This is a genomic window from Actinoplanes awajinensis subsp. mycoplanecinus, from assembly GCF_001509495.1.
Taxonomy (GTDB): Bacteria; Actinomycetota; Actinomycetes; order Mycobacteriales; family Micromonosporaceae; genus Actinoplanes; species Actinoplanes palleronii.
Window position 1 is genome coordinate 24,713 of the sequence record NZ_LLZH01000309.1, and the last position, 24,866, is coordinate 49,578.

The 24,866-nt window shown below is 70.7% G+C and carries 25 protein-coding genes; 10 read left to right on the forward strand and 15 right to left on the reverse strand.

The features are described from left to right. Nucleotides 1-47: 47 nt before the first annotated feature. The 3 genes from ADL15_RS39260 to ADL15_RS39270 are packed head-to-tail and all read left to right on the forward strand — an operon-like array spanning nt 48 to nt 3,911. Nucleotides 48-2,090, forward strand: coding sequence for a flagellar biosynthesis protein FlhA (locus tag ADL15_RS39260; protein WP_067702685.1), 2,043 nt, complete (start codon nt 48-50; stop codon nt 2,088-2,090). Continuing rightward, nucleotides 2,080-3,684, forward strand: a complete 1,605-nt coding sequence (locus ADL15_RS39265) for a hypothetical protein (protein ID WP_232344831.1) — start codon at nt 2,080-2,082, stop codon at nt 3,682-3,684. Before ADL15_RS39260 ends, ADL15_RS39265 begins: the two co-directional genes overlap by 11 nt. Beyond that, nucleotides 3,681-3,911 carry a hypothetical protein gene (locus ADL15_RS39270; protein WP_067702691.1) on the forward strand — a complete coding sequence of 77 codons (231 nt, stop codon included), beginning with the start codon at nt 3,681-3,683 and terminating at the stop codon, nt 3,909-3,911. The genes ADL15_RS39265 and ADL15_RS39270 overlap by 4 nt, the downstream gene beginning before the upstream one ends. Before the next feature lie 98 nt (nt 3,912-4,009). Here ADL15_RS39270 and ADL15_RS39275 read toward each other — a convergent pair whose 3' ends face one another. The 14 genes from ADL15_RS39275 to ADL15_RS39340 all read right to left on the reverse strand — a co-directional run bounded on the left by ADL15_RS39275 (nt 4,010) and on the right by ADL15_RS39340 (nt 17,131). Then, nucleotides 4,010-5,875 carry a flagellar hook-length control protein FliK gene (locus ADL15_RS39275; RefSeq protein WP_067702694.1) on the reverse strand — a complete coding sequence of 622 codons (1,866 nt, stop codon included), beginning with the start codon at nt 5,873-5,875 and terminating at the stop codon, nt 4,010-4,012. Between the two features lie 52 nt (nt 5,876-5,927). Further along, the gene (locus tag ADL15_RS39280) at nt 5,928-6,911 is read right to left on the reverse strand and encodes a transglycosylase SLT domain-containing protein (RefSeq protein WP_067702697.1); all 984 of its coding nucleotides are present in this window, start codon (nt 6,909-6,911) and stop codon (nt 5,928-5,930) included. A gap of 80 nt (nt 6,912-6,991) precedes the next feature. Continuing rightward, nucleotides 6,992-7,426, reverse strand: coding sequence for a cell envelope biogenesis protein TolA (locus tag ADL15_RS39285; protein WP_232344834.1), 435 nt, complete (start codon nt 7,424-7,426; stop codon nt 6,992-6,994). A gap of 145 nt (nt 7,427-7,571) precedes the next feature. After that, entirely contained in the window at nt 7,572-8,879 is a 1,308-nt protein-coding gene (locus tag ADL15_RS39290) for a FliI/YscN family ATPase (protein ID WP_067702703.1), read from the reverse strand. Nucleotides 8,880-8,914: 35 nt separating this feature from the next. Beyond that, the gene (locus tag ADL15_RS39295; protein WP_083972312.1) at nt 8,915-9,583 is read right to left on the reverse strand and encodes a FliH/SctL family protein; all 669 of its coding nucleotides are present in this window, start codon (nt 9,581-9,583) and stop codon (nt 8,915-8,917) included. Further along, on the reverse strand, nt 9,567-10,592 hold the full coding sequence (fliG, locus tag ADL15_RS39300; RefSeq protein WP_067702708.1) for a flagellar motor switch protein FliG: 1,026 nt from the start codon (nt 10,590-10,592) through the stop codon (nt 9,567-9,569). The genes ADL15_RS39295 and fliG overlap by 17 nt, the downstream gene beginning before the upstream one ends. Before the next feature lie 45 nt (nt 10,593-10,637). After that, on the reverse strand, nt 10,638-12,263 hold the full coding sequence (gene fliF, locus ADL15_RS39305) for a flagellar basal-body MS-ring/collar protein FliF (RefSeq protein ID WP_067702711.1): 1,626 nt from the start codon (nt 12,261-12,263) through the stop codon (nt 10,638-10,640). 1 nt (nt 12,264) lies between these two features. Continuing rightward, entirely contained in the window at nt 12,265-12,633 is a 369-nt protein-coding gene (fliE, locus tag ADL15_RS39310) for a flagellar hook-basal body complex protein FliE (RefSeq protein WP_067702714.1), read from the reverse strand. A gap of 2 nt (nt 12,634-12,635) precedes the next feature. Further along, nucleotides 12,636-13,028 (reverse strand): flagellar basal body rod protein FlgC, encoded by a 393-nt coding sequence (locus ADL15_RS39315; protein WP_067702717.1) that lies wholly within the window; start codon nt 13,026-13,028, stop codon nt 12,636-12,638. 2 nt (nt 13,029-13,030) lie between these two features. Further along, nucleotides 13,031-13,378, reverse strand: coding sequence for a flagellar basal body rod protein FlgB (locus ADL15_RS39320; RefSeq protein ID WP_067702720.1), 348 nt, complete (start codon nt 13,376-13,378; stop codon nt 13,031-13,033). 209 nt (nt 13,379-13,587) lie between these two features. Then, nucleotides 13,588-13,908, reverse strand: coding sequence for a hypothetical protein (locus ADL15_RS39325; RefSeq protein WP_067702724.1), 321 nt, complete (start codon nt 13,906-13,908; stop codon nt 13,588-13,590). 7 nt (nt 13,909-13,915) lie between these two features. After that, nucleotides 13,916-14,296, reverse strand: coding sequence for a flagellar export chaperone FliS (gene fliS / locus ADL15_RS39330; protein WP_067702728.1), 381 nt, complete (start codon nt 14,294-14,296; stop codon nt 13,916-13,918). Nucleotides 14,297-14,355: 59 nt separating this feature from the next. Next, nucleotides 14,356-15,762: a flagellar filament capping protein FliD gene (gene fliD / locus ADL15_RS39335; protein WP_067702731.1), complete on the reverse strand. Its 1,407-nt coding sequence runs from the start codon at nt 15,760-15,762 to the stop codon at nt 14,356-14,358. A 145-nt stretch (nt 15,763-15,907) separates the two neighbouring features. After that, the gene (locus ADL15_RS39340) at nt 15,908-17,131 is read right to left on the reverse strand and encodes a flagellin N-terminal helical domain-containing protein (RefSeq protein ID WP_067702734.1); all 1,224 of its coding nucleotides are present in this window, start codon (nt 17,129-17,131) and stop codon (nt 15,908-15,910) included. Nucleotides 17,132-17,377: 246 nt separating this feature from the next. On the opposite strand from ADL15_RS39340, the gene ADL15_RS39345 reads away from it, so the two are divergent. The 7 genes from ADL15_RS39345 (at nt 17,378) to ADL15_RS39375 (ending at nt 22,761) form a co-directional block, all read left to right on the forward strand. Beyond that, a complete protein-coding gene (locus ADL15_RS39345) occupies nt 17,378-17,863 on the forward strand; it encodes a flagellar protein FlgN (RefSeq protein ID WP_067702737.1) in 486 nt (161 codons plus the stop codon). Further along, nucleotides 17,863-19,323, forward strand: a complete 1,461-nt coding sequence (gene flgK, locus ADL15_RS39350; protein ID WP_067702741.1) for a flagellar hook-associated protein FlgK — start codon at nt 17,863-17,865, stop codon at nt 19,321-19,323. The genes ADL15_RS39345 and flgK overlap by 1 nt, the downstream gene beginning before the upstream one ends. A gap of 11 nt (nt 19,324-19,334) precedes the next feature. Continuing rightward, nucleotides 19,335-20,264 (forward strand): flagellin N-terminal helical domain-containing protein, encoded by a 930-nt coding sequence (locus ADL15_RS39355; protein ID WP_067702743.1) that lies wholly within the window; start codon nt 19,335-19,337, stop codon nt 20,262-20,264. Nucleotides 20,265-20,266: 2 nt separating this feature from the next. Next, nucleotides 20,267-20,704 carry a flagellar assembly protein FliW gene (locus ADL15_RS39360; RefSeq protein WP_067702746.1) on the forward strand — a complete coding sequence of 146 codons (438 nt, stop codon included), beginning with the start codon at nt 20,267-20,269 and terminating at the stop codon, nt 20,702-20,704. A 110-nt stretch (nt 20,705-20,814) separates the two neighbouring features. Beyond that, nucleotides 20,815-21,063, forward strand: a complete 249-nt coding sequence (gene csrA, locus ADL15_RS56685) for a carbon storage regulator CsrA (RefSeq protein WP_067702749.1) — start codon at nt 20,815-20,817, stop codon at nt 21,061-21,063. A 227-nt stretch (nt 21,064-21,290) separates the two neighbouring features. After that, nucleotides 21,291-21,971: a hydrolase gene (locus ADL15_RS39370; RefSeq protein WP_232344832.1), complete on the forward strand. Its 681-nt coding sequence runs from the start codon at nt 21,291-21,293 to the stop codon at nt 21,969-21,971. Nucleotides 21,972-22,044: 73 nt separating this feature from the next. Beyond that, complete coding sequence (locus ADL15_RS39375) at nt 22,045-22,761, forward strand: SRPBCC family protein (protein ID WP_232344833.1); 717 nt, start codon at nt 22,045-22,047, stop codon at nt 22,759-22,761. A 491-nt stretch (nt 22,762-23,252) separates the two neighbouring features. On the opposite strand, the gene ADL15_RS39380 is transcribed toward ADL15_RS39375, so the two are convergent. Next, nucleotides 23,253-24,833, reverse strand: a complete 1,581-nt coding sequence (locus tag ADL15_RS39380) for a sensor histidine kinase (RefSeq protein ID WP_067702758.1) — start codon at nt 24,831-24,833, stop codon at nt 23,253-23,255. Nucleotides 24,834-24,866: the final 33 nt, after the last annotated feature.

The window sequence follows — 24,866 nt, forward strand, 5'->3', positions numbered from 1 at the left end:
CGACTGGGCCCGGATGGCCATCGGACTGCCCATGCCTGGAAGGTGTCGTGAAGAAGCCGAGCATCAGCAGACTCGCCGTCCCCATCGGGGTCATCGGCATCATCATCATGATGGTCGTCCCCCTGCCGACCTTCCTGCTGGACCTGCTGATCGCTTTCAACATCACGGTGGCCCTGCTGGTGCTGCTGACCAGCATGTTCGTCGAGAAGCCCCTGGACTTCGCGGTGTTCCCGGCGCTGCTGCTGGTGATGACGCTGTTCCGGCTGGCCCTGAACATCAGCGCCACCCGGCTGGTGCTGCGCGACGGCGACGCCGGCAAGGTGATCCACGCGTTCGGCAGCTTCGTGGTCGGTGGCAACCTGGTCATCGGCCTGGTGATCTTCTCGATCCTGGTGATCGTGCAGATGATCGTGGTGACCAAGGGTGCCGAGCGGGTCGCCGAGGTCGGCGCCCGGTTCACCCTCGACGCGATGCCCGGCAAGCAGATGGCGATCGACGCCGACCTGAACGCCGGCCTGATCGACGAGTCCGCCGCGAAGAAGCGCCGGGCCGAGGTGGCCGCCGAGGCCGAGTTCTACGGCGCGATGGACGGTGGCTCCAAGTTCGTCAAGGGCGACGCCGTCGCGGCCATCATCATCACCCTGATCAACCTGATCGGCGGGTTCGCGGTCGGGATCCTGCAACACGGCCTGTCGCCGACCGACTCGATGAACCAGTTCAGCATGCTGAGCATCGGCGACGGCCTGGTCTCCCAGGTGCCCGCGCTGCTGCTCTCGGTGGCCACCGGCCTGATCGTGACCCGGTCGGCGACCTCCGGGGACATGGGTCAGAGCGTCACCGCCCAGCTCGGCCAGAACAAGCTGGCGCTGCGCATCGGCGGCGCCGCGGCCCTCGCCCTCTGCGTGATACCGGGGCTGCCGAAGATCCCGTTCCTGGTGGTCGGGGTGGCGGTGCTGGTGATCGCGCAACGGGTCAAGGAGACCGTGCCGGACGAGGACCTGCCGGTCGTCGAGGCGGTCGAGATGCCCGCCGCGGACTCGCCCGAGCAACTGCTCGGCGAGATGCGGATCGACCCGCTGGAGCTGGCCCTGGCACCGGACCTGGTCGACCTGGTCGACGTGAACAGCGGCGACCTGCTCGACCGGGTGCGCGCGCTGCGGCGCAAGATGGCCCTCGAACTCGGGGTGATCATGCCGCCGGTGCGTACCCGGGACGACCTGGACCTGCCGCTGTCGTCGTACGCGATCCGGATCTCCGGTGTCGACGCCGGCACCGGACAGGCGCCACCCGGAACCGTGCTGGCGATCGGTGAGGGGCTACAGGCGCTGCCCGGCCGGGCCGGTGTCGAACCGGTGTTCGGCCTGGCCGGCAAGTGGGTGCCGGCCGAACTGCACTACCAGGCCGAGCTCTCCGGAGCGACGGTCGTCGACCGGGCGTCGGTGATCATCACGCACCTCGCCGAGGTGGTCCGGAACAACGCCAGCCGGCTGCTCGGCCGGGAGGACGTGCGCGCACTATCCGAAATGGTCAAGCGCACCCACCCGGTGGTGGTCGAGGAGCTGACCCCGGGGCTGCTCAGCCTCGGCCAGATCCAGAAGGTGCTGCAGGCGATGCTCGACGAGGGTGTGCCGATCCGCGACCTGGTCCGGATCTTCGAGTCGCTGTCGCTGCGGGCCAAACTCTCCCAGGATCACGACGGCCTGATCGAGGCCGCGCGCAACGCACTGGGTCCGGCCATCGCCGCCCAGTACGCGACCGCCGGCCGGCTGACCGTGATCACGCTTGACCCGATGCTCGAGCAGAGTCTGCTCGAGTCTCTCCGGCCCAGTGAGACCGGCGCCTTCATGGCGATCGACGGCATGCGTGCCGAGGCGATCGTCAGCGAGGCCAGCCGGCTCGCCGAGGCCGCCGAGCAACAGGGCCTCAACCCGGTCCTGGCGTGCTCGCCACAACTGCGGTTGCCGCTGATGCGACTGCTGCGTGCCGGCTCCCGCCGGGTGCAGGTGCTGTCGTACAGCGAGATCTCTGGTTCCACCGCACAGATCGAGACGATAGGGGTGGTGAACGGTGCCTACGCGGGTGCTGCTTGAGGGACCGGCCATCGAGCCGTTACTGGCTCAGGTACGTGACGAGTACGGCTCGCGCGTCCGGATCATCTCCGCCGACAAGGTACGAAGCGGTGGTCTCGGAGGCTTCTTCGCGAAGCAGCACTACGAGCTCTCCGTCGAGGTACCGGACGCACAAGAGGACAGTGAGGACATGGCGCAACAGACAGTCGCCGGTAGCGGCGCGAACCCGTTGGAGCGGCTGCTCGAACAGGCCGAGTCCCGGGACCGGTTCACCGGCGAGCCGGCGCCGGCCCGGCCGTCGGCACCACGACTGGGCCCCGGGCCCGGGCTGAGCCCCGGCAACGGACTCGGCGATCGGCTGGCTCGACCGGAAGCTCTCACCAAGCAGGACAGCAGGGAGGCGGGGATGGGGGACACCGGTACCGCGTTTGCGGAACTGATGGCCGGACTCGACGTGGCGAGCCACCTCGGCGAGACACAGCGACCCGGTCACCGGGTCCGCCAACCGGCCGACGCGGCGGTGCGCGCGTTCACGCCGGCCACCGCGAACGAGCCACCGGTCAACGTCGGCGGGCGACCCAGCCTGCCGGCCGCGCTGCCCGGCCGGCCCGGCGGACGACCGGCACCACCGCCCTCGGCGCCGGTCTCGCCGGCCGGTGCGGCGACGGTGTCACCGGCGCGCCGGGCCGTGCCGCAGACCACCGCCGCGGCGCCGATCCGGACCACCGAGCCGACCGCGGCGCCGCCCCGGGCCGCGTTCCAGACTCCCGGGCCGACCGCGCCGCTCCGGTCCGCCGCCGAGGTGTACGGCCTGCCCGGCGACGAGCCGATCCCGGTCTCCCCGGCACCGGTGGCCGCCGCGGCACCGGCACCGCCGATCACGCCGAAGACGGCGCCCCGGCGGACCAGCAGCGACCTCGACGCGGTGCAGACCAACCTGATCACGGTCGGGATGCCCGAGGAGATGGCCCGCCAGATCACCGGCGGCGACACCTACGCCGGTGTGCTCGGGGTGCTCGCGTCCCGTCCGGCCGCGCCGGGCATCCCGGACGGCCCCGGCGAGATCCTGGTGCTCGCCGGTGAGGTGCACACGGCGGTGCCGATCGCCAAGCAGCTGCTCGAGCAGATCCACGTGGACCACACCCACCTGCTGCTGGCGGCGCCGTCCACGGCCGGCACCGGGCTGCACTCGTCACGGCTGATCTCCAGCCGGGACGTGGCCGAGTCACGCTCCGACAAGCTGCAGTCGGCCGACCACGCGTGGGTCGTGGTGATCGACGCGCCGGTCGGCGGCACCGACGAGTTCTGGGTCAACGAGATGTGTGACGCGCTCGGCGCCACCGCGCTCTGGGCCGTCGTCGACGCCACCCGCAAGACCGCCGACACCGCACGCCACCTGCGCAATCTCGGTGAGGTGGAGGCGCTCATGGTGCACAGCGTGGAGCTGACCTCGGACCCGGCGTCGGTGCTCGGCTTGGACGTGCCGATCTTCTCGCTGGACGGCAAGCCGGCCACTCCGCACGCCTGGGCCGCGATGCTGTGCGCCCGGATCGCCGCTGAGGTGATGCCGGTGGCCGCGATGGCCCGGCGGGGTACTCGCACGCCCCGCCGATGATCCGACCGTCGGTCCTGGGATTCGCTCTGCTGCTCAGCCTGCCGGCCTGGTACCGGCTGCTGTTCGACCAGATCGAGTTCACCCAGGTGTTGATCCGGTTCCTGATCGCGGTGCCGATCGCGGCGGTCCTGATCGCCGCGTTCCGCTTCGTCACCTCGGGGTACGGCATCACCGAGGAGACACCGGCGACCGCGGCCAAGCCGATGGGTACCGAACGTTCGGCGTGACACCCCCGCACTGGTGCCTTGGGGAAGAGCTATCAGTGCATCTCACAGCGGCGCCGGCCCTCATCGAGGACCGGCGCCGCTGTCGTGCTCGGACCAGGCTAGGCCTGGATGTCGATCCGGCCGGGTGCGGCGACCCGGCGGGTGGTCACCGGGGCCGGCTCGACCGGGAGGTCGGCGTTCCCGCCGGTCCCGCCGCCGCGCCGGCCGAAGCCGCCGGACGCCTCGAACTGCTGCCGCGCCTGCTCCTGCGGACTGCCCTGGCGCAGGTCGAGCGTGCAGTTGCCGAACCCGGAGTCCTGCAGCTCTTGGCGCAGATCGTCGAGGGCCGAGCGGATCGCCTCGGTGCCGGCCTCGGTGCCACCGGTGAGCTGCACGGTGATGTCGCCGTTGCGGATCTCCGCGACCACCTGGACCGGGCCGAGGTCGACCGGGTGCAGGTTCACGGTGAGCCGGTGCACCCCGTCGGCGTCCAGCCGCAGCGGCGCGATCCGCATCGCGATCTGCTCGGCCGGGGGCGCGACCGGGATCGGTGTCGAGTTCTCGGCCGGTGCCGTCGGTGCGGCCGGTGCGGCCGGTGCGGTGGCCTGCGGGCCGGTCACTCCGGGCAGGGCGGCGCCGGGCGGAAGGCCGGTCTCGGCGGGTGGTGCCGCCGGGACCGCGGTGGTCGCGGCGGGCGGTGCGGCCGCGGTCGCCGGTGCGGTTTCCGGTGTACGGGACTCCGCCCCCGGCTGCCCGTTCCCGCCCGGCGAACCGTCACCGGTGTCCGGTCTCGCGTCCGGAGCGGCCTCGCCGGGCGCCGGCGCCGCGACGGCCTCGGCGGGCGTGCCGGGAGTGGCCTCGGTGCCCGGCGCCGTGGCCGGTCCGGTGCCGGTCTCCTCGGTGCCGGCCTTGGCGGTGGCGGTCGCGGCGGCGAGCCAGGCCGGGCGGGCCGGGGTGGCGCCGGCCGCGGCGACAGCGGCCCCGGGCGGGGCGGTTGCCCCGGGCAGGGCGGTGGCGCCGGGCAGGGCGGCTGCCCCGGGCTGGGCGGCTGCCCCGGGCAGAGCGGCTGCCCCGGGCTGGGCGGTGGCGCCGGACCGGGCGGCGGTGGCGCCGGGCTGGACACCCGGCGTGTCGGTGCCGGTCGGGGGCGCGGGCGGCGCGGCACCCGCGACGGCGGCGGCCACCGTCGCTCCGGCCGGCACCGGGCCGGTGACCGGGGTGAGCCCGGTCGCGGGCTGATCGGTGCCAGGCTGTGCGGTTTCGGTCGGAGTGGCCGGGCCGACGCCGGGCTGACCGATGGCGGCGGTGGCCGTCGGGGCTGTCGGGGCCGTCGGCAGGGCCGGATCCGGTGTGGACGCTGCCACCTCCGTGGGGACAACCGCCGGGTCGGCGGGCTTGGCCTGGCCGGCGTCCGCCACGGCCTTCGTGCCGGGCTCCGGGGCGGCGGCGGCCTTGGCCTTCGCACGCGGCACGGGCCGGACGGTGTCCTCGGCGCGTCCGGTGTCGTCGGGACGCTCGCCGGCTCGGCCGGCCCGGTCGGCCGCGGCCCGGTCGGCAGCGGCGGCCCGGCGGGTGGCGGCCCGGTTGGTGGCGACCTTGGCGGCGGCGCGGTCCGCGGCGGCCCGCTCGGCGGTGACCCGGCCGGCCTCGTCCCGGCTCGCGGCGCGCTGGTCGGCGGCGCGCTGGGCGGCCCGGTCGGACGAGGCCCGATCGGAGCCCGCACGGTCCGAAGCCGTGCGTTCGGCGGTGCCGCGTTCGGACGCGCCACGTTCGGCGGCCACCCGGTCGGCGTCGGCCCGGTCGGCGGCACGGCTGCCGGCCGCCCGATCGGTGGCCGCGCGGTTCGTGGCCGGGTCGGCGGTGGCCCGGCCCAGCTCGGCGGAGAGCGCCGACCCGAAGTCCGCGCCGTCGTCACGCCGCGCACCCCGCCGGCGGGTGGTCTCGACAGCGGGCCGGTGCTCCGGGCCCGTCACGGAACTCGACATGATGATGCCGCTCCTCACTGATCCGGTGGTGCGGTGGGTCTTTCGCCAGGACTCAGCCGCCGAGCGCGGCCAGCGCCTTCTGCACTTTCGGCACGTACGCCTGGGTCTCACCGAACGGCGGGATCCCGCCGTACTTGCGCACCGCGCCGCCACCCGCGTTGTACGCGGCCAGGGCCAACGGCACCGACTTGAACTCCTTCAGCAAGCCCTTGAGCATCTTCGCGGCGCCGTCCACGGCCTGCGCCGGGTCGAACGGATCGTCCACGCCGAGGCCCTTCGCGGTGCCCGGCATCAGCTGCATCATGCCGCGCGCGCCGGCCGGGCTCACCGCCTTCGGGTTGTACCCGGACTCCACCTTGGCGACCGCGGCCAGCAGCTTCGGTGGGACGTCGTGCTTCGCGCCGGCCTTGAGGAACAGGTCCGCGTACGGCACACCGGCCAGCCCGGCGCCGCTCGCCGCCCCGCGCAGACCGGCCGGGCGCAGCGCCGACATGTCCTGCACCGCGGCGGGCGGCACGTCGTCGATGATCCGGCGGATGTGTGTCGGCTTCTCGTACACCGACTGGATCTTCACGTGGTCGCCCGGCTTCGGCGCGGCGATCATCTTGTTGTCGCCGATGTAGATCGCCACGTGGTCCACCGGCGAGTCGAAGGCCAGCACGTCACCGGGCTTGGCGTCGGACAGGCTGGCCACCGGCCGGCCCGCGGTGGCCTGCTGCCACGAGGTGCGCGGCAGCTTCACGCCGAGGTCCTCGTAGACCTGCTGGACCAGCCCGGAGCAGTCCAGGCCCTTCTTCGGGTCGGTGCCGCCGAAGACGTACGGCGTACCCAGATATTTGCGGGCCGCGGCGACCACGTCGCCGCCGGCCGGTCCGGCGGCCGCGCCGGAGCCCTTGCCCGGCCCAGCGGCCTTGGCCAGCGCCGACTTGAACTTGTCGCCGGACGACGCGTCGGCCGCCGCGGGCGGCGGGGTCAGGCCGAGCTGATCCTGCAGCTCGGCGACGCGGGACAGGACACCACCGACACCAAGGCTCATGCTTCGCTCCCGTTCTTTCTCGGCGGGCGACGGGTTCTTTCTCGGCGGGCGACGGGCGGGATCGGTAGTTGCCCGGCGGGTCAGGTGTCCTTGACGCCGCGCGCCGCGTTGCGGGCCTTCGAGGTCACCGCGAGCTCGTCGAGGTTGGCCTGGTCGGTACGCAGGTCGTGTGCCTTGACCAGGGCGGCGTGCCGCTCGGACATCATCTCCACCGCGCGGCGCCGCTTCGCCGCGTCGGTCAGGGCGGCCACCTTCTCCCGCTCGACCTCCTCGGCGTCGGTGACCATCCGCTGCGCGTCGAACAGGCCGGCGGCCAGCGACTGCCGGGCCACCAGCGCGGCCACCATGGCCCGGGCCGAGCCCTCGGACGGCGCGTCCTGGCCGACCAGGTCCAGATGCCGGCGCTTGACCAGCGCCTGGGCGTCCCGGACGTCGGCACGCGACTGGATCACCGCGCCGCGGGCGCCGTCCTCCTGCGCCTTGCGCGCGCGCAGCACCGGGGAGAGTCGGAACATGCGGTTCACGTCAGCCTCCTAGCGGGCGGATGGAGCCCTCACCTCACCGCTTCGGCCCGGTCGGAGATCGTCTGAGGCCCTGCACCCAACCCGCAACGAGTCCGCTGCCTGCGGCGTCTCTTAACGGACGAAGCACCACCAATCGCTAGGTCGTGGCGATCAGGGCGCGCAACGCGGCCCACGCGTCGTCGGCGGTGACCCGCTCGTCCAGGTCCTGCTGCAGGAACGCGCTGATCTGGCCCCACGCCGCGTTGGCGCGGTCGGCCTCCGGGTTGGTGCCCGGCACGTACGCGCCGATCTCGACGAGCTCGCGGACCTCGCGGTGCGCGGCCATCAGGCGGCGCAGCTCGGTGGCGTCCGCGCGCTGCTCCCGGCTGGTGATCCGGTTGGACACCCGGGAGATCGAGTCGAGCGCCTGGATGCTGGGGAAGTGGCCGGCGGTGGCGAGCTTGCGGTCCAGCACGATGTGCCCGTCCAGGATCGAGCGGGCCGCGTCGGCGATCGGCTCGTTGTGGTCGTCACCCTCGACCAGCACCGTGTAGAGCCCGGTGATGCTGCCCCGGGCGCCCGGACCGGCCCGCTCCAGCAGCGAGGCGAGCATGGCGAAGACCGACGGCGGGTACCCGCGGGTGGCCGGCGGCTCACCGACCGAGAGGCCGACCTCGCGCTGGGCCATCGCCGCCCGGGTCACGCTGTCCATCATCAGCAGGACGTCGGCGCCCTCGTCCCGGTAGTACTCGGCGATCCGGGTGGCGACCGCGCCGGCCCGGAGCCGGACCAGCGGTGGCGCGTCCGAGGTGGCGATCACCACGACCGAGCGGGCCAGCCCCTCCTTGCCCAGGTCGTGCTCGATGAACTCGCGGACCTCCCGGCCGCGCTCACCGACCAGGGCGACCACGTTCAGCTCCGCCGAGGTGCCCCGGGTGATCATGCTCATCAGGGTGGACTTGCCGACGCCGGAGCCGGCGAAGATGCCGATCCGCTGGCCGCGTCCGCACGGGACCAGGGTGTCCAGGACCCGTACGCCCAGTGACATCGGCTTGTCGACGAGCTGGCGCTCCATCGCGGACGGTGGGGCGGAGTCGATGCCGACCAGTTCGCCGCGCAGTGGCGGGCCGCCGTCCATCGGGCGGCCGAGGCCGTCCAGGATGCGGCCGCGCAGGTCCGGGCCGACCGAGATGCGCAGCGGGCCACCGGTGTTCATCGCCGGCGTGCCGGTGCCCAGCCCGGCGATCGGGCCCAGCGGCAGGCAGGACAGCTGCTGCCCGTCCAGGGCCGCGACCTCGGCGAGCACCGCGTCCGGCCCGGTGCCGATCCGCAGCAGGTCACCGACGCGGGCCTCGATCCCGCTGACCGTGACCCGGAGCCCGACCGCGCCGGTGACCCGCCCGCTGACCCGGGGCCGGGCCGCCGCGACGGCACTCTGCATGCGGTGGTGGAAGACGTCGGTCATGCCCTGCCTCTCATGCCAGCGAGCCGGGTGCGGACTCAGATCCGCAGGGCCTCGCGGGTCCGGGCGACCGCCGCCGCGATGGTCGCGTCGACGGTCGCGGTGCCGGTCTCGGCGATCGCGTCGCCGGGACGGAGGCTGGGATCGGCGCGCAAGGTGATCTTCCGGCCCTGGTAGTCGTACGCGCCGCCGGTGTCGCCGGCCAGGGTCCGGAGGTCGTCCGGGTGCAGGCGCACCGTCATGTCGCCGTGCTCGGGGGCCGCGGTCATCGCCCGGCGCAGCGCGTCCGGGCCGCGTTCCGGGTCGTCCAGCAGGGACCGCCCGACGATCGCCTCGGCCAGCTCGAACGCGCTGGCCAGCACGAGCTCCTGCAGCTCGGTGAAGGTCGGCATGAGCTGGTTCTCCAGCTCGGTGATGGCCCGGCCGAGCGCGTTCACGGCGTGTGCGAGCGCCGCCGACCGGCGCTGCTCGTGCTGGTCCTCGCTGACCAGCGCCCGGGACGCGGCGGCCTCGGCGGCGGCCACGGCGTCGCGCTTGCCCTGGGACCAGCCCTCGGCGTACCCGGTGGTCCGGGCCTGCTGCCGGGCCTCCTCCAGGACCTTCGGGCTGTTCGGATCCGGCCGGCGCAGGTCGGTGGAGAAGCGGGCGGCGGTCGCGCCGATCGCCTCCGCCCCGCGGATCACCGGCCCGTCAGGCGATGAGCTCATCAACATCGCCGCCACGCTGGATCTCGATCTGCCCGGAGTCCTCCAGGGTGCGGATGACACTGACGATCTTCGCTTGGGATTCCTCGACCATCTTGACCTTGACCGGGCCGAGCAGGTCCATCTCCTCGAGCAGGTTCTCCCGGCCGCGCTCGGAGAGGTTCTTGGTGACCTTGTCCCGGACGTTCTCCGGCACACCCTTGAGGGCGGTGGCCAGGTCGGCCGGTTCCACCTGGCGCAGGATCAGCTGGACCGCGCGGTCCTCGAGGTTCACCACGTCCTCGAACATGAACATCCGGCGGCGGATCTCCTCGGCCAGCTCCGGGCTGCGGGCGTCCAGGGCCTCCAGGATGAGCCGCTCGGTGGTCCGGTCGGCGCGGTTGATGATCTCGACGAGCGGCTGCAGGCCACCGACCGTGGAGAGCTCGTCGGGCTGCAGCACGCTGGAGAGCTTGCGCTGCAACGCGCTCTCCACCTGCCGGATGATGTCCGGCGAGGTGCGGTCCATGATCGCGATCCGGTGCGCGACCTCGGTCTGCACCTCGAGCGGGAGGCCGGCCAGGATCGACGAGGCCAGGCCGGCCGGGATGTGCGCGAGCACCAGCGCGATCGTCTGCGGGTGCTCGTACTGCACGTAGGAGAGCAGCTGCCGGGGGTCGGCGTTGCTGAGGAAGTTGAACGGGATGTCGTTCATCGACGCTTCGAGGCGGTCCAGGATCAGCGCCGCCCGCTCCTTGCCGAGCGACGCCTCCAGCAGCTCACGGGCGTAGTCCATGCCGCCGGAACCGGCGTACCGGGTGGTCGCCATGGCGTAGAACTCGTCCATCACGTCGTCGACCTGGACCGGATCGAGTTTGCCCAGCCGCGCGACCTCCGCGGAGAGCATCTCGACCTCTTTCTCGGTCATTCCCGCCAGCACCTGCGCGGATTGTTCCTTGCCGAACTGGACCAGCATTATCGCGGCCTTGCGTACGCCCGTCATGGAGAGCGTGGTGAGCGCGGGTGTGGTCAACGCGTACTCCTCGAACCGTCTTGCCTGCGGGGGCTACCTGGGGGGTCAGTGGTGCGTCGCGTCGGCGGCCATCCAGCCGCGCAGCAGGGTGGCCATCTCGTCCGGTTTCTCCTTGACCATCGATTCGATCTCGCGGTGCCGTTCCTCGCGGGCCTCGTTGATCTCCTCCGGGATGAACCCGGAACCGCTCTCGATCATCCCGGCGGCGTGCATGGCGTGGGTGGCCTCCAGCTCGGCCTGCCGCTGCGCGTCCAGCGCGGCCTGCATCTCCTCCAGGTGCGCCTTCTCCTCGGCGGTGAGCTGCTGGCGCCGCTTGGCACGCCGGCTGGCCCGCCAGGCCAGGAAGATCAGCATCAGCACCACGAAGGCGAGCGCGGCCGTCTTGATCAGGGTGATCTGCTTGTTCTGCTTGTCCAGGGCCGCCGAGGCCGCCAGCTCGTCCCGGGCCGCCTGGGCCGCGGAGTTGTCGAACGGCATGGCGCTCACCGCGATCGTGTCGCCGCGGGTGGCGTCGATCCCGGCCGCCGAGCTGACCAGCTGCTGCACCTGGGTCGGGTCCACCGAGGCCGCGGTGGTGCTGTCCAGCAGCACCGCCACGTTCAGCCGCCGGATGCTGCCCGGTGCCTTGCGGCGGACCTCCTGCACCTCGTTGAGGGCGTTGTTGCGGGCCTCGTTCTTGTTCGCGTACTGGCCGTTGGAGCCGGCGCCGTTCGGCACCTGGATGTTGTCCGGGCCGAGCACGCCGCCGTTGCCGGTGCCGCTCCCGCTGTACGTCTCGGAGCTGCTGGTCTCGGAGAGCGACGGGAGGGACGGGTCCGAGCTGTACGTCTTGCTGCGCGTCTCGGTCTGGTCGAAGTCCAGGTCGGCGGTCGTGGTGACGACCGCGTGCCCGGGGCCGACCAGCCGGTCCAGCATGCTCTGCAGGGAGGAGTTCATCCGGTTCTGGAACTCGACGGTCTGCGACTCGGAGCCGCTGTCCCCGCCGGTCGCCACCGAGGCCCCGCCGCCGGTGGAGAGGATCTTGCCGTCGGCGCCGGCCACCGTCACCTGGGTCGGATCCAGCCCTTCGACGCTCGACGCGACCAGGTGCACGATCGCCTGCACCTGGTCGGTGCTGAGCGGGCTCGTCGACTTCGAGGCGACGAGCACCGACGCGGTCGGCTTGGCGTCGCTGTCGGCGAAGACGTCCTTCTGCGGCATCACCAGGTGCACGGTGGCCGCCTCGACGCCGTCGATCGACTTGATGGTCTTGGCGAGTTCGCCCTCCATGGCCCGCTGGTAGTTCGCGTGCTGCATGAAGTCGCTGGTGGTGATGCCCTGCTGGTCCAGCAGCGAGTACCCGGTGCCCTCGTCGTTGGGCAGGCCCTCGCCGGAGAGCTGGAGTCGCAGGGCATTCACCTGGTCACGCGGCACCATGATCGTCTGTCCCTCGTTCGCCAGCTCGTACGAGGTGCCGGCCTTGTCGAGGGACTCGACGATGGCGCTGGCGTCCTTCGTGGACAGGTTGTTGAAGAGGATCGCGTACGACGGCTTGGCCGCCCAGGTCGCGAAGAAGTAGCCACCGACGAGGATGGCGAGGACCGCGAAAATCGTGACAGCCTTCTGTCCCGGCGTGAAGGACTTGAAGGTGTCCGTGATGCGGCGTACCGGTGCGGGAAGGCGGTCAGTCATGTCAGGCCTGCATCCTCATGATTTCTTGGAAAGCCTCGACGGCCTTGTTCCGGACGGCGAGGGTCATCTGCAGGCCGAGGGACGCCTCGGTGGAGGCCATCGTGTACTGGGCCGGGTCCTGCAGCGTCCCGTTGGCGACCTGGATTCCGAGGTCGTTCGCCTTGTCCTGCGACGCCTGCACGCTCTCCAGACCCTTGGAGAGCATCCGGGCGAAGTCGGTGTTGGGGCTCGGGGTCTTGGCCGCCTCGGCGAAGTCCAGGTCACCGGAGAGGCCGGACATGCCGGAGGCGCCGGACAGCCCGGAGGCGCCGGAGAGGCCACTGATGCCGCTGAAGCCGGAGATCCCGCCGATGGGATTGATCGCTGTCATGATTACTTCCCGAGGTTGATAGCGGCCGCGTAGGCGTCCCGCGCCCGGTCGACGACCGAGAGGTTCGCCTGGTAGGAGCGCTGAGCCATCATCATCTGGGCCATCTGGCTGCCCATGTCGATGTCCGGCCGGCGGACGTAACCCTGTGCGTCGGCGAGCGGGTTGTCGGGCTCGTAGGCCAGGACTCCCTCGGCGCTGCCGAACGACACGCCGGCCACCTCGGCGCCGTTGCCGTCCTGCGCGGACCGGGCCTGCACGAAGCGGGCCTGGAACGCGTTCTCGGAGGTACGGCTGGTGTTGTTCATGTTCGCGATGTTGTCGGAGACCGCGTCCAGCCACTTGCGGTAGACCGTCACGCCGGTGCCCGCGACCCCGATGGCATTGAAGATGCTCATCCTCAGGCTCCCTTGATGGCGTCGCGCAGCAGGCCGTACTTGCTGTCGACGGCCCGCAGGGTGAGCTGGTAGCGCATCGTGGTGTCGATGTGCTGCAGCGTCTCCTCGTCGAGGTTGACGTTGTTGCCGTTGAGCCGGGTGGGTTCGAGCGACGTCAGCACGCTCGGTGACACCCCGGCCGGCGATTCACCCCGGGAGACGGCGCCCTGAAGGGCCTCCTCGAATTTGACCTTACGAGCTTTGTAGCCCGGGGTCTCGACGTTCGCGATGTTGCTGGCAATGGCGGTCTGCCGGGCCGACAGGCCGGTGACAGCGACGCGCAGTGCGGACGAAGTGACGTCTTCGAACACGTTGCAGCTCCCTGATCAGTCCGTCTTGTCGCCGATCCATGGCTGTCGGTTGAGCAATCCGTGCTCGTACCATGCAGTTCGGCGAGTCCGGTGATCGGCTGAGCGCGAGACGGTTGCTGAGAGGTTGCACACGCGAACATCCCGGACCCCCTGGCCGGGGTTCCGGGACGTTTGTGCTCGTCACCTTGTCGTTGTCGGCACCGCTGCGGTCACATCGCGCAGTCGAGGTAGATCGGGCGCTTGATCGCCTCGCCGGTCTCGATCCGGGAGGTCATCTTGGCCTGCTGCCGGTTCGCGGTCAGCCGCCGGGCGATCTCCTCGGCCGCGGCCAGTTGCCGGGTGAGGATCCCGTCGGCGCGCGGCCGCAGGTCCAGCGGCAGCGCGCCCAGCTCGGTCGGCGGCTTCCAGATGTCGGCCGGCGGGGTGTCGGCGTGCCGGTGCTCGTCGGCGAGCATCGCCTCGACCGCCGAGACGTCCATCTCCAGCTCGTCGAGCGCGGTTGTCCAGGCACCCCGCCAGTCCGTGGTCATGGCCCGATCAACCCGCCGCTGCCGCGACTGCGGCCTCGCGCCACGCGTCGCGCAGCGGTTCGATCAGCTTGCGGCAGCCGGCCACCCGCTCCGGGCTCCGGGAGATGTTCGCGCCGATCAGTTCGGTGAGGATGAAGCCGTACAGGTTCGCCAGTCCGGGCGCGCCGTCCCAGGCCTCCACGTTGAGCGAGATCCGCAGCTCGAGGACGATCTCCTGAGCGTGGTTCAGCTTGTCGTTGGCCAGTTCCCGATCGTCTTTGTTCAGTGCGTCCTCGCCGTGCTGCAGGTCGAGGATCAGGCGGTCGTAGAGCATGGTCAGCAGCTTCGCGGGGGAGGCCGTGTTGACCGAGTCCTGGAGGTACCGGTCACGAAGGTTGGTCGCGCTCATATGTCTCCTCGGGCAGAGCCGGCGGCGGGATGGTGCGTCGTCGGTGCAACGGGTGCGGATCAGCCCAAGCCGGCGAGCTGGCCGGAGAGCCAGCTCGACTGGTTCTTCAAGCTGCCGAGCGAGGTCTCCAGCGCGGTGTACTGCTTCTGCAGCGCCACCTTCTTGGCGGCCAGGCGTACGTCCCAGTTCTCGATCTGGTCGGTGAGCGTCTGGATCTCGCTCTTCCGGCCGGTGATCACGCCGGTGACCGCCTTGGCCTGGGTGTTGGAGAGTTCCTTCACCTTGGCGCCGAAGGCGATGCCGGCCTCCTGGACACTCGCCGGGTCGGCGAGGTACGCCTTGTTGAAGTCCGCCTCCTTGAAGGCGAAGGTGCCCTCCTTGGTCAGCGAGATGCCGAGCTTGCTGAGCGAGCCGAAGTCCACAGTGGTGTTCGTCGCGACGCCGTTGGAGTCGGTGGTCGACTTGGTGTAGGAAAGCCCGTTGCTGACCTGGCTGAGCATCGTCTGCTTCATCTGCCGGACGGTGAAGTCACCGGTCAGCGGCGAGCCGGTCTTGGTGTCGATGTCGTATGCGGTCTGGCTGGTGATCTCGGCCAGCGCCGCGTTGGCCGCGTCGACGAGGGCCTGGAACTTGCCGGAGATGGCGCTGGTGTCGGTGGTCGCGTCGACCGTGACACCCTGCTCCTCCTTCGCCACGGTCAGGGTCACGCCCGGCATCAGCGCGCTGAACGTGTTCGTCGCGCTGGTCACCGTGTACGCGGACGCGGTGCCCGGGTTCATGGTCAGCACGGCATCCTTGGCGGACGTGGTGGTCGGGCTGGCGCCGGCCGTGCCGAAGCCGTCCAGCCCGGAGATCTGGAAGCCGTTGGCCGAGCCGCTCTTCTGCCCGCTGAACTGGATCACGCCCTCGGTGCCGGACGTGTTGACCACCATGGCGCGGATCCCCATCGCGGCCGAGTTGACCGCCGAGGTGAGCTTCGCGGCGGTACGGGGCTCCGGGACGGTGATGGTCACCGGGTTGCCGACCGGGGTGAACTCGTCGACACCGTCGGCGTCGGCGTCCGGGCTCCAGGTGCCCGGCTGGATGTCGAAGCTCGCCGGCAGCGCCTGCTCGGCGGTGGTGTCGGCCAGCTTGAGCACCGTGCTCTGGTTCCGGGCCACCGAGGTGACGTCGAACTTGGCGATGCCGGCCATGCCGCCCAGTCCACCGGTCGCGGTCGCGCTGACCGTCGACGAGCTGGAGGTGACCTTGAGGGACCGCCACGAGGCGAGGTCGGCCACCGACTCGGCCGCCACCTTCGTGGCCTTGATCTTGGTGTTCACCGAGAGGTACGAGGTCACCGCGGTCTGCGCGGTCGCGACCTTGGTCTTGAGTTTGGTCTGCGGAACCGCCTCGACCTGCATCAGGGAGCTGATCATCGAGGAGGTGCTGAGACCACTGACGAGGCCGTCGACGGAGCTGGTCACGAGTGCCTGCCTTTCCGGTGCAGTGCGAGCGGGGGGGAAACCGAAGTGGGGATAGCCGGCTGATCTGCCTGGCTACCCCCACCTATTCGGCCGTTCGCTGATCGAATTCAGCCGCTACCGGTAGCTATCCGGTTGCGGTCGCCGGTCAGCGGAGCAGCGACAGCACGTTCTGCGCGGACTGGTTCGCCTGCGACAGCATCGAGGTGCCGGCCTGGGTCAGGATCTGGTTCCGGGTGAAGGAGACCATCTCCTGCGCCATGTCGGTGTCCCGGATGCGGGACTCCGACGCGGACAGGTTCTCCACGGCGGTGTTCAGGTTGTTGATGGTGTGCTCGAAGCGGTTCTGGTGCGCACCGAGCTTCGCCCGGGTGTCGGACACCGACTGGATGGCGGTGTCGAGCGCCTTGATCGCCTCGGAGGCGCCGGACTCGATGCCGGCAGCCGGGTCGGCGACCCGGGTCAGGTCGAGGTTGTTGAGACCCAGCGTCTTCGAGTTGACGGCGCCGATCGCGACGTTCAGCGTCTCGCCCGAGTTGGCGCCGATCTGGAAGGCGCCGTTCGTCGGGACCGTGGTGGTCGGCTTCGCCGAGGTTCCGGTGATGCCGGTGGCGCCGAAGTCGGCGGTGAACTGCGAGCCGCTCTGCGCCTTGAACGTGACGTTGTTGTCCTTGTCGACCTCAGCGGTGATGCTGATGTCGACGTCGGAGTGCCCGTTCTTCTTCAGGGCGGCGGTGACCGCGTCCTGAATCTTGGAGGCCGAGGCCTGCGCGGAGAGCTGCTTGCCGCTGTCGTCGGTCAGCGTGACCGAGGAGATGTCGATCTGGGTGGCGAGCGTCTGCCCGTTGAGCTTGGTGATCGACATGGCGCCGGAGGCCGCGGGGACCGCCGTGGTGCCGTCGGCGTTGGCCGGGATCGCCGCGCCGGCGAGCTCGCCGGTGGTGCCGAAGGAGCCGTCGAGCAGCTTCGACTTACCGAACGCGGTGGTGTCGCTGACCCGGTCGATCTCCGACGCGAGGCTGTTGAACTCGGCCGACGCCGCCTTCTTCGCGTCGTCGTCGAGCGACGCGTTGTTGGCCTGGACCGAGAGGTCACGCATGCGCTGCAGCATGCTGGTGGTCTCGTTCAGGGCGCCTTCAGCGGTCTGCACGACGCTGATGGCGTCCTGGGCGTTGCGGACCGCCACCTTGAGGCCGCCGGTCTGCGCCCGCAGACCCTCGGAGATCGACAGGCCGGCCGCGTCGTCCGCGGCCCGGTTGATGCGGAAACCACTGGACAGCTTCTCCAGCGACTTCGACATCTGCCCGTCGGTGACCGACAGGTTCCGGTAGGCGTTCTGCGCGGCGATGTTCTGATTGATGCGAAGACCCATGAGTGTTTCCTCCTTGAGTGGGGTCTCGAGCCGGCCCATCCATGAGCCGTGGTGTTACGCAGTTACCTTCGGCCGGTGGCCAGACTGCTCTGAGGATTCTCCGAGAATTCTTCCGGCTTATCGGTGCAACCCAGATGAATGCCGATTGGGAGAAAGTGCTCAGCGGCACCGTGAACATGCCGACCTGTCCGAATGAGCGGGTTGCCGATTGGGTGCAGCCCGACCAGCGAAACGACGGAGGACCGGGTGAGTCTGACCGACCTGGCCAGCGTCCTGTGGCGCTCTCGCGAGCTGCTGGAGATGCTGCTGTTCAAGCTTGAGGAGGAGCAGTTGCTCCTCGCGGCCAATCGATCGCGCTGGCTCAGCCACGCCACCCGTGAGGTGGAGGTGGTGCTGGATCAGATCCGGCAGACCGAGGTCATCCGGGCGGCGTACGCCCAGGAGGTCGCCGCCGAACTCGGCCTCTCCCCGGAGGCGTCGCTCGGCGAGCTGGCCGACGCCGCGCCGGACCCCTGGTCGGATCTGCTGCATCAGCACCGCAAGGCGTTCCTGTTACTGACGTCGGAGATCCGGGCCCTGGCCGACGTCAACCGCGAACTGCTCACGGCGGGGCAGCGGGCGGCTCGCGAAACCATGCTCGTGTTCGCCGAGACTGTGGAAACGTACGGGCCGCAGGGCCAGACCGTCACCGGCGGCGCACGCCGCCCCACCCTCGTTGATGAGGCGATCTGATGGGCAGCACATTCAGCGGACTCAACACCGCACTGACCTCCCTGTACGCGCAGCGTCGCGGCCTGGAGGTCACCGGCCAGAACATCGCCAACGCGAACACCGAGGGTTACACCCGGCAACGCGTGGTGCTGGCGGCGCAGAACACCAACACGAACCCGGGCATCTACTCCACCACCAACGACCTCGCCGGCGGCGTCAACGTCGCGTCGGTGGACCGGCTCCGCAACGCGGCACTCGACCAGCGCAGCTACTCCGAGCACGCGAGTTCGGCGTACCACAACACCCGGGCCGGGGCGTACAACCTGATCGAGGACGTGTTCGCCGAGCCGAGCGACACCGCTCTGCAGGGGCGCCTCGCGGACATGTGGGACGGCTGGAACGCGGCCGCCGCCAACCCGAGCGACCTGTCCGCCAAATCGGCGCTGCTGGAGCAGGCGACCACGGTGGCCTCGACGCTCAACGACGCGGCCGCCTCGCTGAACAACCAGTACAAGTCCGCGCGGACCGGCCTGGACACCTATGTGGACGAGGTGAACAAGGCGGCCGAGTCGGTGGCCAAGCTGAACAACCAGATCTCCGTCGCCCAGGCGGCCGGTCTGGGCGCGAACGAGCTCCAGGACCAGCGGGCCACCCAGATCCTCAAGCTGTCCGAGCTGGTCGGCGCGTCCGCCACCGACCTGCCGAACGGCGTGATCAACGTCTTCGTCGGCAGTGCCCCGCTGGTCACCGGGTTCAGCACCCGGGCCATCGAGATCGAGAAGGGCAGTGCCACCCGGCTGGAGGACCTGGCCAGCAGCGAGGTCAACCTGCGCTTCGCGGACACCAAGACCGCGGTCACCGCCGGCGGCACGATGGGCGCCACGATGGAACTGCTCGCCAAGGACGGCGTGCTGGACACCATGACCAAGAAGCTGGACGTGGTGGCGGGCACGCTGGCCAAGAACGTCAACGCGATCTACGAGAAGGGCTACGCGATCGACGGCACGACCGGCGCGCCGTTCTTCGTCCGCAACGACACCGGGCTCGAGGACGACGTCACGGCCGCGCAGATCAAGGTGGCGGTGACCAACCCGACCCAGGTGGCGATCTCGTCCGGCGACCCGACCGGCGCGCCCACCGCCGACTTCCCGACCGGGGCGCCCAAGGTGCTCGACGGGAACCTGGCGGACACGATCGCCGAACTGGCCGAGTCCCGGACCGGCGCGGACACCGAGTACAAGTCGATGATCGGCGAGCTGGGTGTCTCGTCCCAGGCCGCGACCCGCCGCCGCGACGTGCAGAACGCGGTGACCGATCAGGTGGACTCGGCACGCGACGCCGAGTCCGGGGTCAACCTCGACGAGGAGATGACCCACCTGCTCACCTACCAGCGCGGGTACGAGGCGGCCAGCCGGGTGCTCACCACCATCGACTCGATGCTCGACCAGTTGATCAACCGAACCGGCCTGGTCGGTAGGTAAGGGGGCACGGTATGACCAGTCCACGGATCACCGACAGCGGTATGCGCAACCGGGCGATGGCCAGTTTGCAGCGCAACCTCGGCCGGACCCAGACGGCGATGGACCAGATCTCCAGCGGCAAGCAGCTGAAACGCCCGTCCGACTCGCCGACCGGCACGGTCACCGCGCTGCAACTGCGCGGCGAGGTCCGGGCGAACAAGAAGTACTCGGCGAACGCCGACGACGCGGTCGGCCGGCTCGGCGTCGCGCAGGACAACCTGCAGTCGTCGGTGGAGCTGCTGACCGTGGCCCGCAACCTGACGCTCGAGGCGCGCAACGGCGCGCAGGCCACCCCGGAGGCGAACCGGGCGCGGGCCGAGCAGCTCGAGGAGATCAAGGGCAACCTGGTCCAGTTCGCCAACTCCCGATATCTGGACCGGCCGGTGTTCGGCGGGTCCACACCGGACACCGCGGCGTACGACGACGCGGGCAAGTACACCGGGGAGGAGGCCGGCGAGACGGTCCGGGCGATCGGGCCGAACGCGAAGGTGCGGGTCGACGTGCGCGGCCCGGAGGTGTTCGGCGCCGATCAGGTGACCGACGAGAACGGCAACATGGTGGACAACCCGGCCCAGATGTTCCGAGCGTTGGACGACGTCATCGCGGCGATGCGGTCCGGCGATATGGACGCGCTGGACTCGGGCCTACAGAACATCGATAACGCGTCTGATCTCGTGAAATCCACTCTTTCGGACGTAGGTGCCCGATATAATCGGGTTACCCAGATGAAGCAGTCCGCTGAGGATCGCTTGATGTCCGTGTCGTCGCAGTTGTCCGATATCGAGGATGTCGACCTGCCTAAGGCGATCATGGAATTGCAGCTCCAGCAGACCTCGTATCAGGCCGCCCTGGCCGCCACGGCCAAGGTGATCCAGCCCTCGCTCATCGATTTCCTGAGGTGACCATGACTACTCGCACCATGTCCCGACCGATCGAGGCCACCATGACCGACCCGTCGCTGGGCCTGCCGACCATCTCGATGGCGGTGCCTATGCCCGGGTTCCCGGCGCACAAGGAATTCGTCCTGGTGCGACTGAACGACGACGGTCTGCTCTACGCCCTCACCTCGCTCGACAACCCGGAACTCCGGTTCCTGGTGGCGCCGCCGGAGCCGTTCTTCCCGGACTACGCCCCGGAGATCGACGAGTCGGTGTTCGCCGCGCTGAACACCAAGGACGCCGACCGCGTGCTGCTGCTGACCATCATCACCGCGAGCAAGGAGGACACCACCGCGAACCTCCTCGCTCCGATCGTGGTGGACCGGGACAGCATGCGGGCCGTGCAGACCATCCTCACCGGCTCGGGCTACCCCGTCCGGGCGATCATGAACCGGGCCTTCTGAGCCGTAAGCACGGGCGCGGTCGCGGTGTATCGCGGCCGCGCCTTTGCCATGCTGTCCGCTCGAGGAAGTAAAAATGCTGTCCGTTCCATGGATGGAGAAGGAGAGCGCCGATGCTTGTGCTGACCAGACGGGCCGGAGAGAGCGTGATGATCGGCGACGACGTCGTGATCACCGTGCTGGAAGCCCGCGGCGACGTCATCCGGCTGGGCATCCAGGCCCCGCGACACGTCCAGGTGCACCGCGAGGAGGTGTATCGGGAGTTGCAGGAGGCGAACCGGGCCGCCGCGTCACCCGACGACGCCGCGGTGACCGCGGTGACCGCGATGCTGGAGAAGCCGGAGAGCCGGCCGCAGGAGTGAACCCCGGAACGGGCATCCGAATCTCGGATGCCCGTTTCTGCTCGTCCGGCGGACGTACGCTCCTCACCTGCACCGGCGGCTGACCCCGGAGACAACGCGCGACCCGCAGTCTTCTCGGTGGGCGGGAGAATCCCGCGCTTTCAGTCCGGGGAGCGATCGTGGGCGCAGAGCGGGAATCAGTCATCGGCGGCGGAGCGGTAGGAACCGCGGGGCCGCTTGATCTGACAGTGGATGCCCACGTGCACACCGGCTTCTCGGCCGGTCGGGATGCCGTCGGCGTGGTGGTCTCGGCCGCCGATCGGGCCGGCCTGACCGCGCTCACCTTCGCCGACCAGGCCGGGCCGGAGACCACCTGGCTGTCCGCGTACGCCGACGCCGTGCGCCGCGCCCGGCACCGTACCGAGATGACGCTGCGGGTGGCCGCCGAGGTCGAGGTGGTCCGCCCGGACGGCTGGCTGGCGCTGCCCGCCGACCTGACCCAGCTCGACGCGCTGTCGGTGGCGATCTCCGCGCTGCCGTACGGTGACGAGCTCCTGGACGCCCGGGCGATCCGGACCCGGGTGGCGGCCGGTGAGCTGACCGCCGAGCAGGTGGCCGAGCTGCTGGTCGCGGCGACCGTGCAGGGCCTGGAGCGGGCCTGCCGGTACGTGCCCACCCAGCTGGCCCGCCCCCTCGCGCTGCTGGCGCAGGCCGGCGTGGACGACACCGCGGTCTCCCCGGCGCTGCTGGCCGACCTGGCCTCGGCCTGCCGGACCACCGGCACCCTGGTCGAGATCAGTGAGGCGTGGCGCAGCCCGTCCCCGCGTCTGGTGGCCCAGTTGCGGGACGCCTCGGTGTCCCTCGTCCCGGCGAGTGACGCCCGGTACGCGGCCGAGGTGGGCGGCTGGCAGTACCTCCGGCGGGTCTGAGCGAAAGCGAACACGGGTCGCACTCGTCTCCGTACTCTCTGTCATGCCAGCACTTCAGCATGGGAGAGATGCGATGAGTATGGTTCAGCAGGCCATCGAGGTGAGTGCACCGCTGCACACGGTGTACGAGCAACTCGCCGCGTTCGAGAACTACCCGAGGTTCATGACCGGGGTCCGTCAGGTGACCACCATCGGAGCGGACCAGACACACTGGATCATGGATGTGGACGGCAAGCGCCGGGAGTTCGACGCGCAGATCATCGAACGATCACCGGACGAGCGGGTCTCCTGGTCGACCATGGAGGGACCGCTGCTCGCCGAGACCCTGACGCTGCGCCCGATGGGCGAGACGAAGACCCAGATCGTCGCCCAGCTCGAGGCGGACATCGCGTTCCTCATGCCCAGCGACCGGCACGGCCAGGAGTCGTTGAACCGCAGGCTCAAAGCCGACCTGACCACCTTCAAGGGCCTGATCGAGAGCGGCGTCCTCGGCGGCCGCCCGATGCCCACCGGCGCCAGCACCAAACTCTTCCCCACCCCGGCGAGCTCGCTGTTCGGCCGGGGCGCCGACTTCGCCTCACCGGCCTCGGTCGCGGCCCGCGCCCACAAGCACCCACCGGCCACCCAGGCCACCCCGCCGAGCCTCGGCTCACCGGAGTCCGCTCCGCATCCGGGCGCGGGCTGGGACACCGGCGCGGTGGCCGGCTCCGCCCGGATGGGCGGCCACACCACCGCCGGCGACATCTGGGGCAGCGGCATGATCAATGAAGAGGGCCGCGGCAACGGCTGACAAAAAATCAAGATCAAGATGTCGTGCGTCCGCTGGTGTACAGACCGCCGCTCCCGCCGGGACCCTGCGGGCTCGGCTGGCCGCTGACGCGTCCACAACGCCAAGCCCTCCGGGCGACATCCGTGACCACTGACGGTCACCCCACCCAACCCGAAAGGCCGCCGCCCACCCAGGGCCGGCGGCCTTCTCGCATCCCGCTGCCCCGCGCCCGCGCAGTTCCACGCACTTGCACGCGGGCCCGGCGTGGGGCACGCGAAGCGGTCCGGCGCGAGGCCCCGGCTGGTTCTCGGGGGTGTCTTCAGGGGTGCGAAGCACCCTTGAGAGCCAGCCGATGCCGGGAGGCGCGCCTCGGCCGGGAGTGGGCGCGGTCTTGCGCGAGACCATCACGGGACGTGGCTCGTAGCCTGCGGACGGGACTCCGTATGCGTACCAAAGCGGTGTGGCAATGACCAAAAGCGGTCCCGCGCCGGCGGGGCGGTGACCAGAAGCGGTCAGCGGGGCGCGGTTTCCAGGGTGACCAGCAGCCGGGCGCCGCGCGGGGTGGCGGGCTCGTAGCGGACCGACCCGCCGTTCGCCTCCACCAGGTGCCGGGCGATGAACAGCCCCAGCCCCGACCCTCGGATGAACCGCCCGAACAGGCCGGGCAGCAGGTCCGCCGGCACGCCCGCGCCGCTGTCCTGCACGCAGAGCAGCACCGTCCCGTCGCCCTGATGAGAAGCGGACACCCGGATCGGCGCGGCCCCGTGGGTGATCGCGTTCTTCAGGAGGTTCTCGACGACCACCGCGAGGTGGCCGCGGTCGGCCAGCGCGGACAGCTCCTCATCGATCGTGATCTCGATCTGGTCGGCGCCGGGTGTGTCGGCGCCGGCCGTGCGGACCACTTCGAGCAGCGGCACCGGCACCCGGCGGGCGGTGACCGTGCCGGTGTCCAGCCGGAACAGCAGCTGCAGGTCGTTCATCATCTTGATCAGGCGTCGGGTGTTCTTGTCGATCTTGGTGGCGAGTTCCAGCCGGATGTCGTCCGGGAGGTCGGCCCAGTCGGCGCAGAGCAGCTCGGCGAGGCTGGCGATCGAGCTGATCGGCTGGGCCACGTCGTGGGTCAGCATCGAGGTCAGGTCGTTCTTGAAGGCGAGCGCCGCGGCCAGGTCGGCGTTGCCGCGTTCGAGTTCGGCGGCGTGTTCGCTGAGCGCCACCTCGGCCTCTTTGCGCGACGCGATGTCGACGAGGGTGGCGACGTAGCCGCGGGGCGCGCCGGCCGCGTCCGGGATGGCGGCCATGGTGGCCAGGACCGGTACCTCGGTGCCGTCGGCGCGGTGCAGCAGCCAGTCGCCGCCACCGCCCGGCGGGGGCAGCGGCGGGGGTTCCGGCACGTCGTCCTGCTGGCCGGTGAGTTCCCGCCAGCGGCGGTTCACGTCGATCACGCGGTAGTTGGCGTCGAGCACCATGACCGCCTCGTTCATCGACTGGAGCAGGTTGTCGGCGAAGTCCTGACGGTCGCGCAGCTCGGCGACCAGGCCGGACTGGTCCGGGGTGCGCAGCGGGCCGGCGTCGGGGCGGGCCAGGATCGCGCCGGCAGTCAGGGTGAGCAGGCCGGCGGCCAGGGTGAGCGGCATCCCCCCGGCGGGGCCCTGCCCGGGGACGGCCGGCGCGAACAGCCGGTGGACCAGCGCGACCAGGGCGACGGTGGCCGCGCCGAGCAGGAGCGGGTCGGCCACCCGCACCGAGGTGCCGCGGATCCGGCGCGGCAGCCGCAAGTCGAGACCGGCGACCGCGAGGCCGGCGAGCAGGGTGGCGACCGCGGCGGCCGGGTGCCGGTCGAGCGCGGTGGCGCCGAGGGCGGCCGAGGTCAGTGCGAGCAGTGCGGCCGCCCCGGTGCGCAGCCGGTCGGTGATCCCGCCGGCCGCCGGGATCACCTGCAGAAGCAGGGCCAGCCCGGCCGGGGCCAACGCGACAGCCGGAGCGGGCGTGAGCCCCTCCGGCATGCTGAGGTCGGACGTGTGCGTGTTCAGGAGTCCGAGGACGGTGACCGTCACTCCGGCGCTCCCGGCGATCAGCCGGGACCATGTGCCCACGCCGCGTGCCGCGATATGCACCAATCCCCCCAT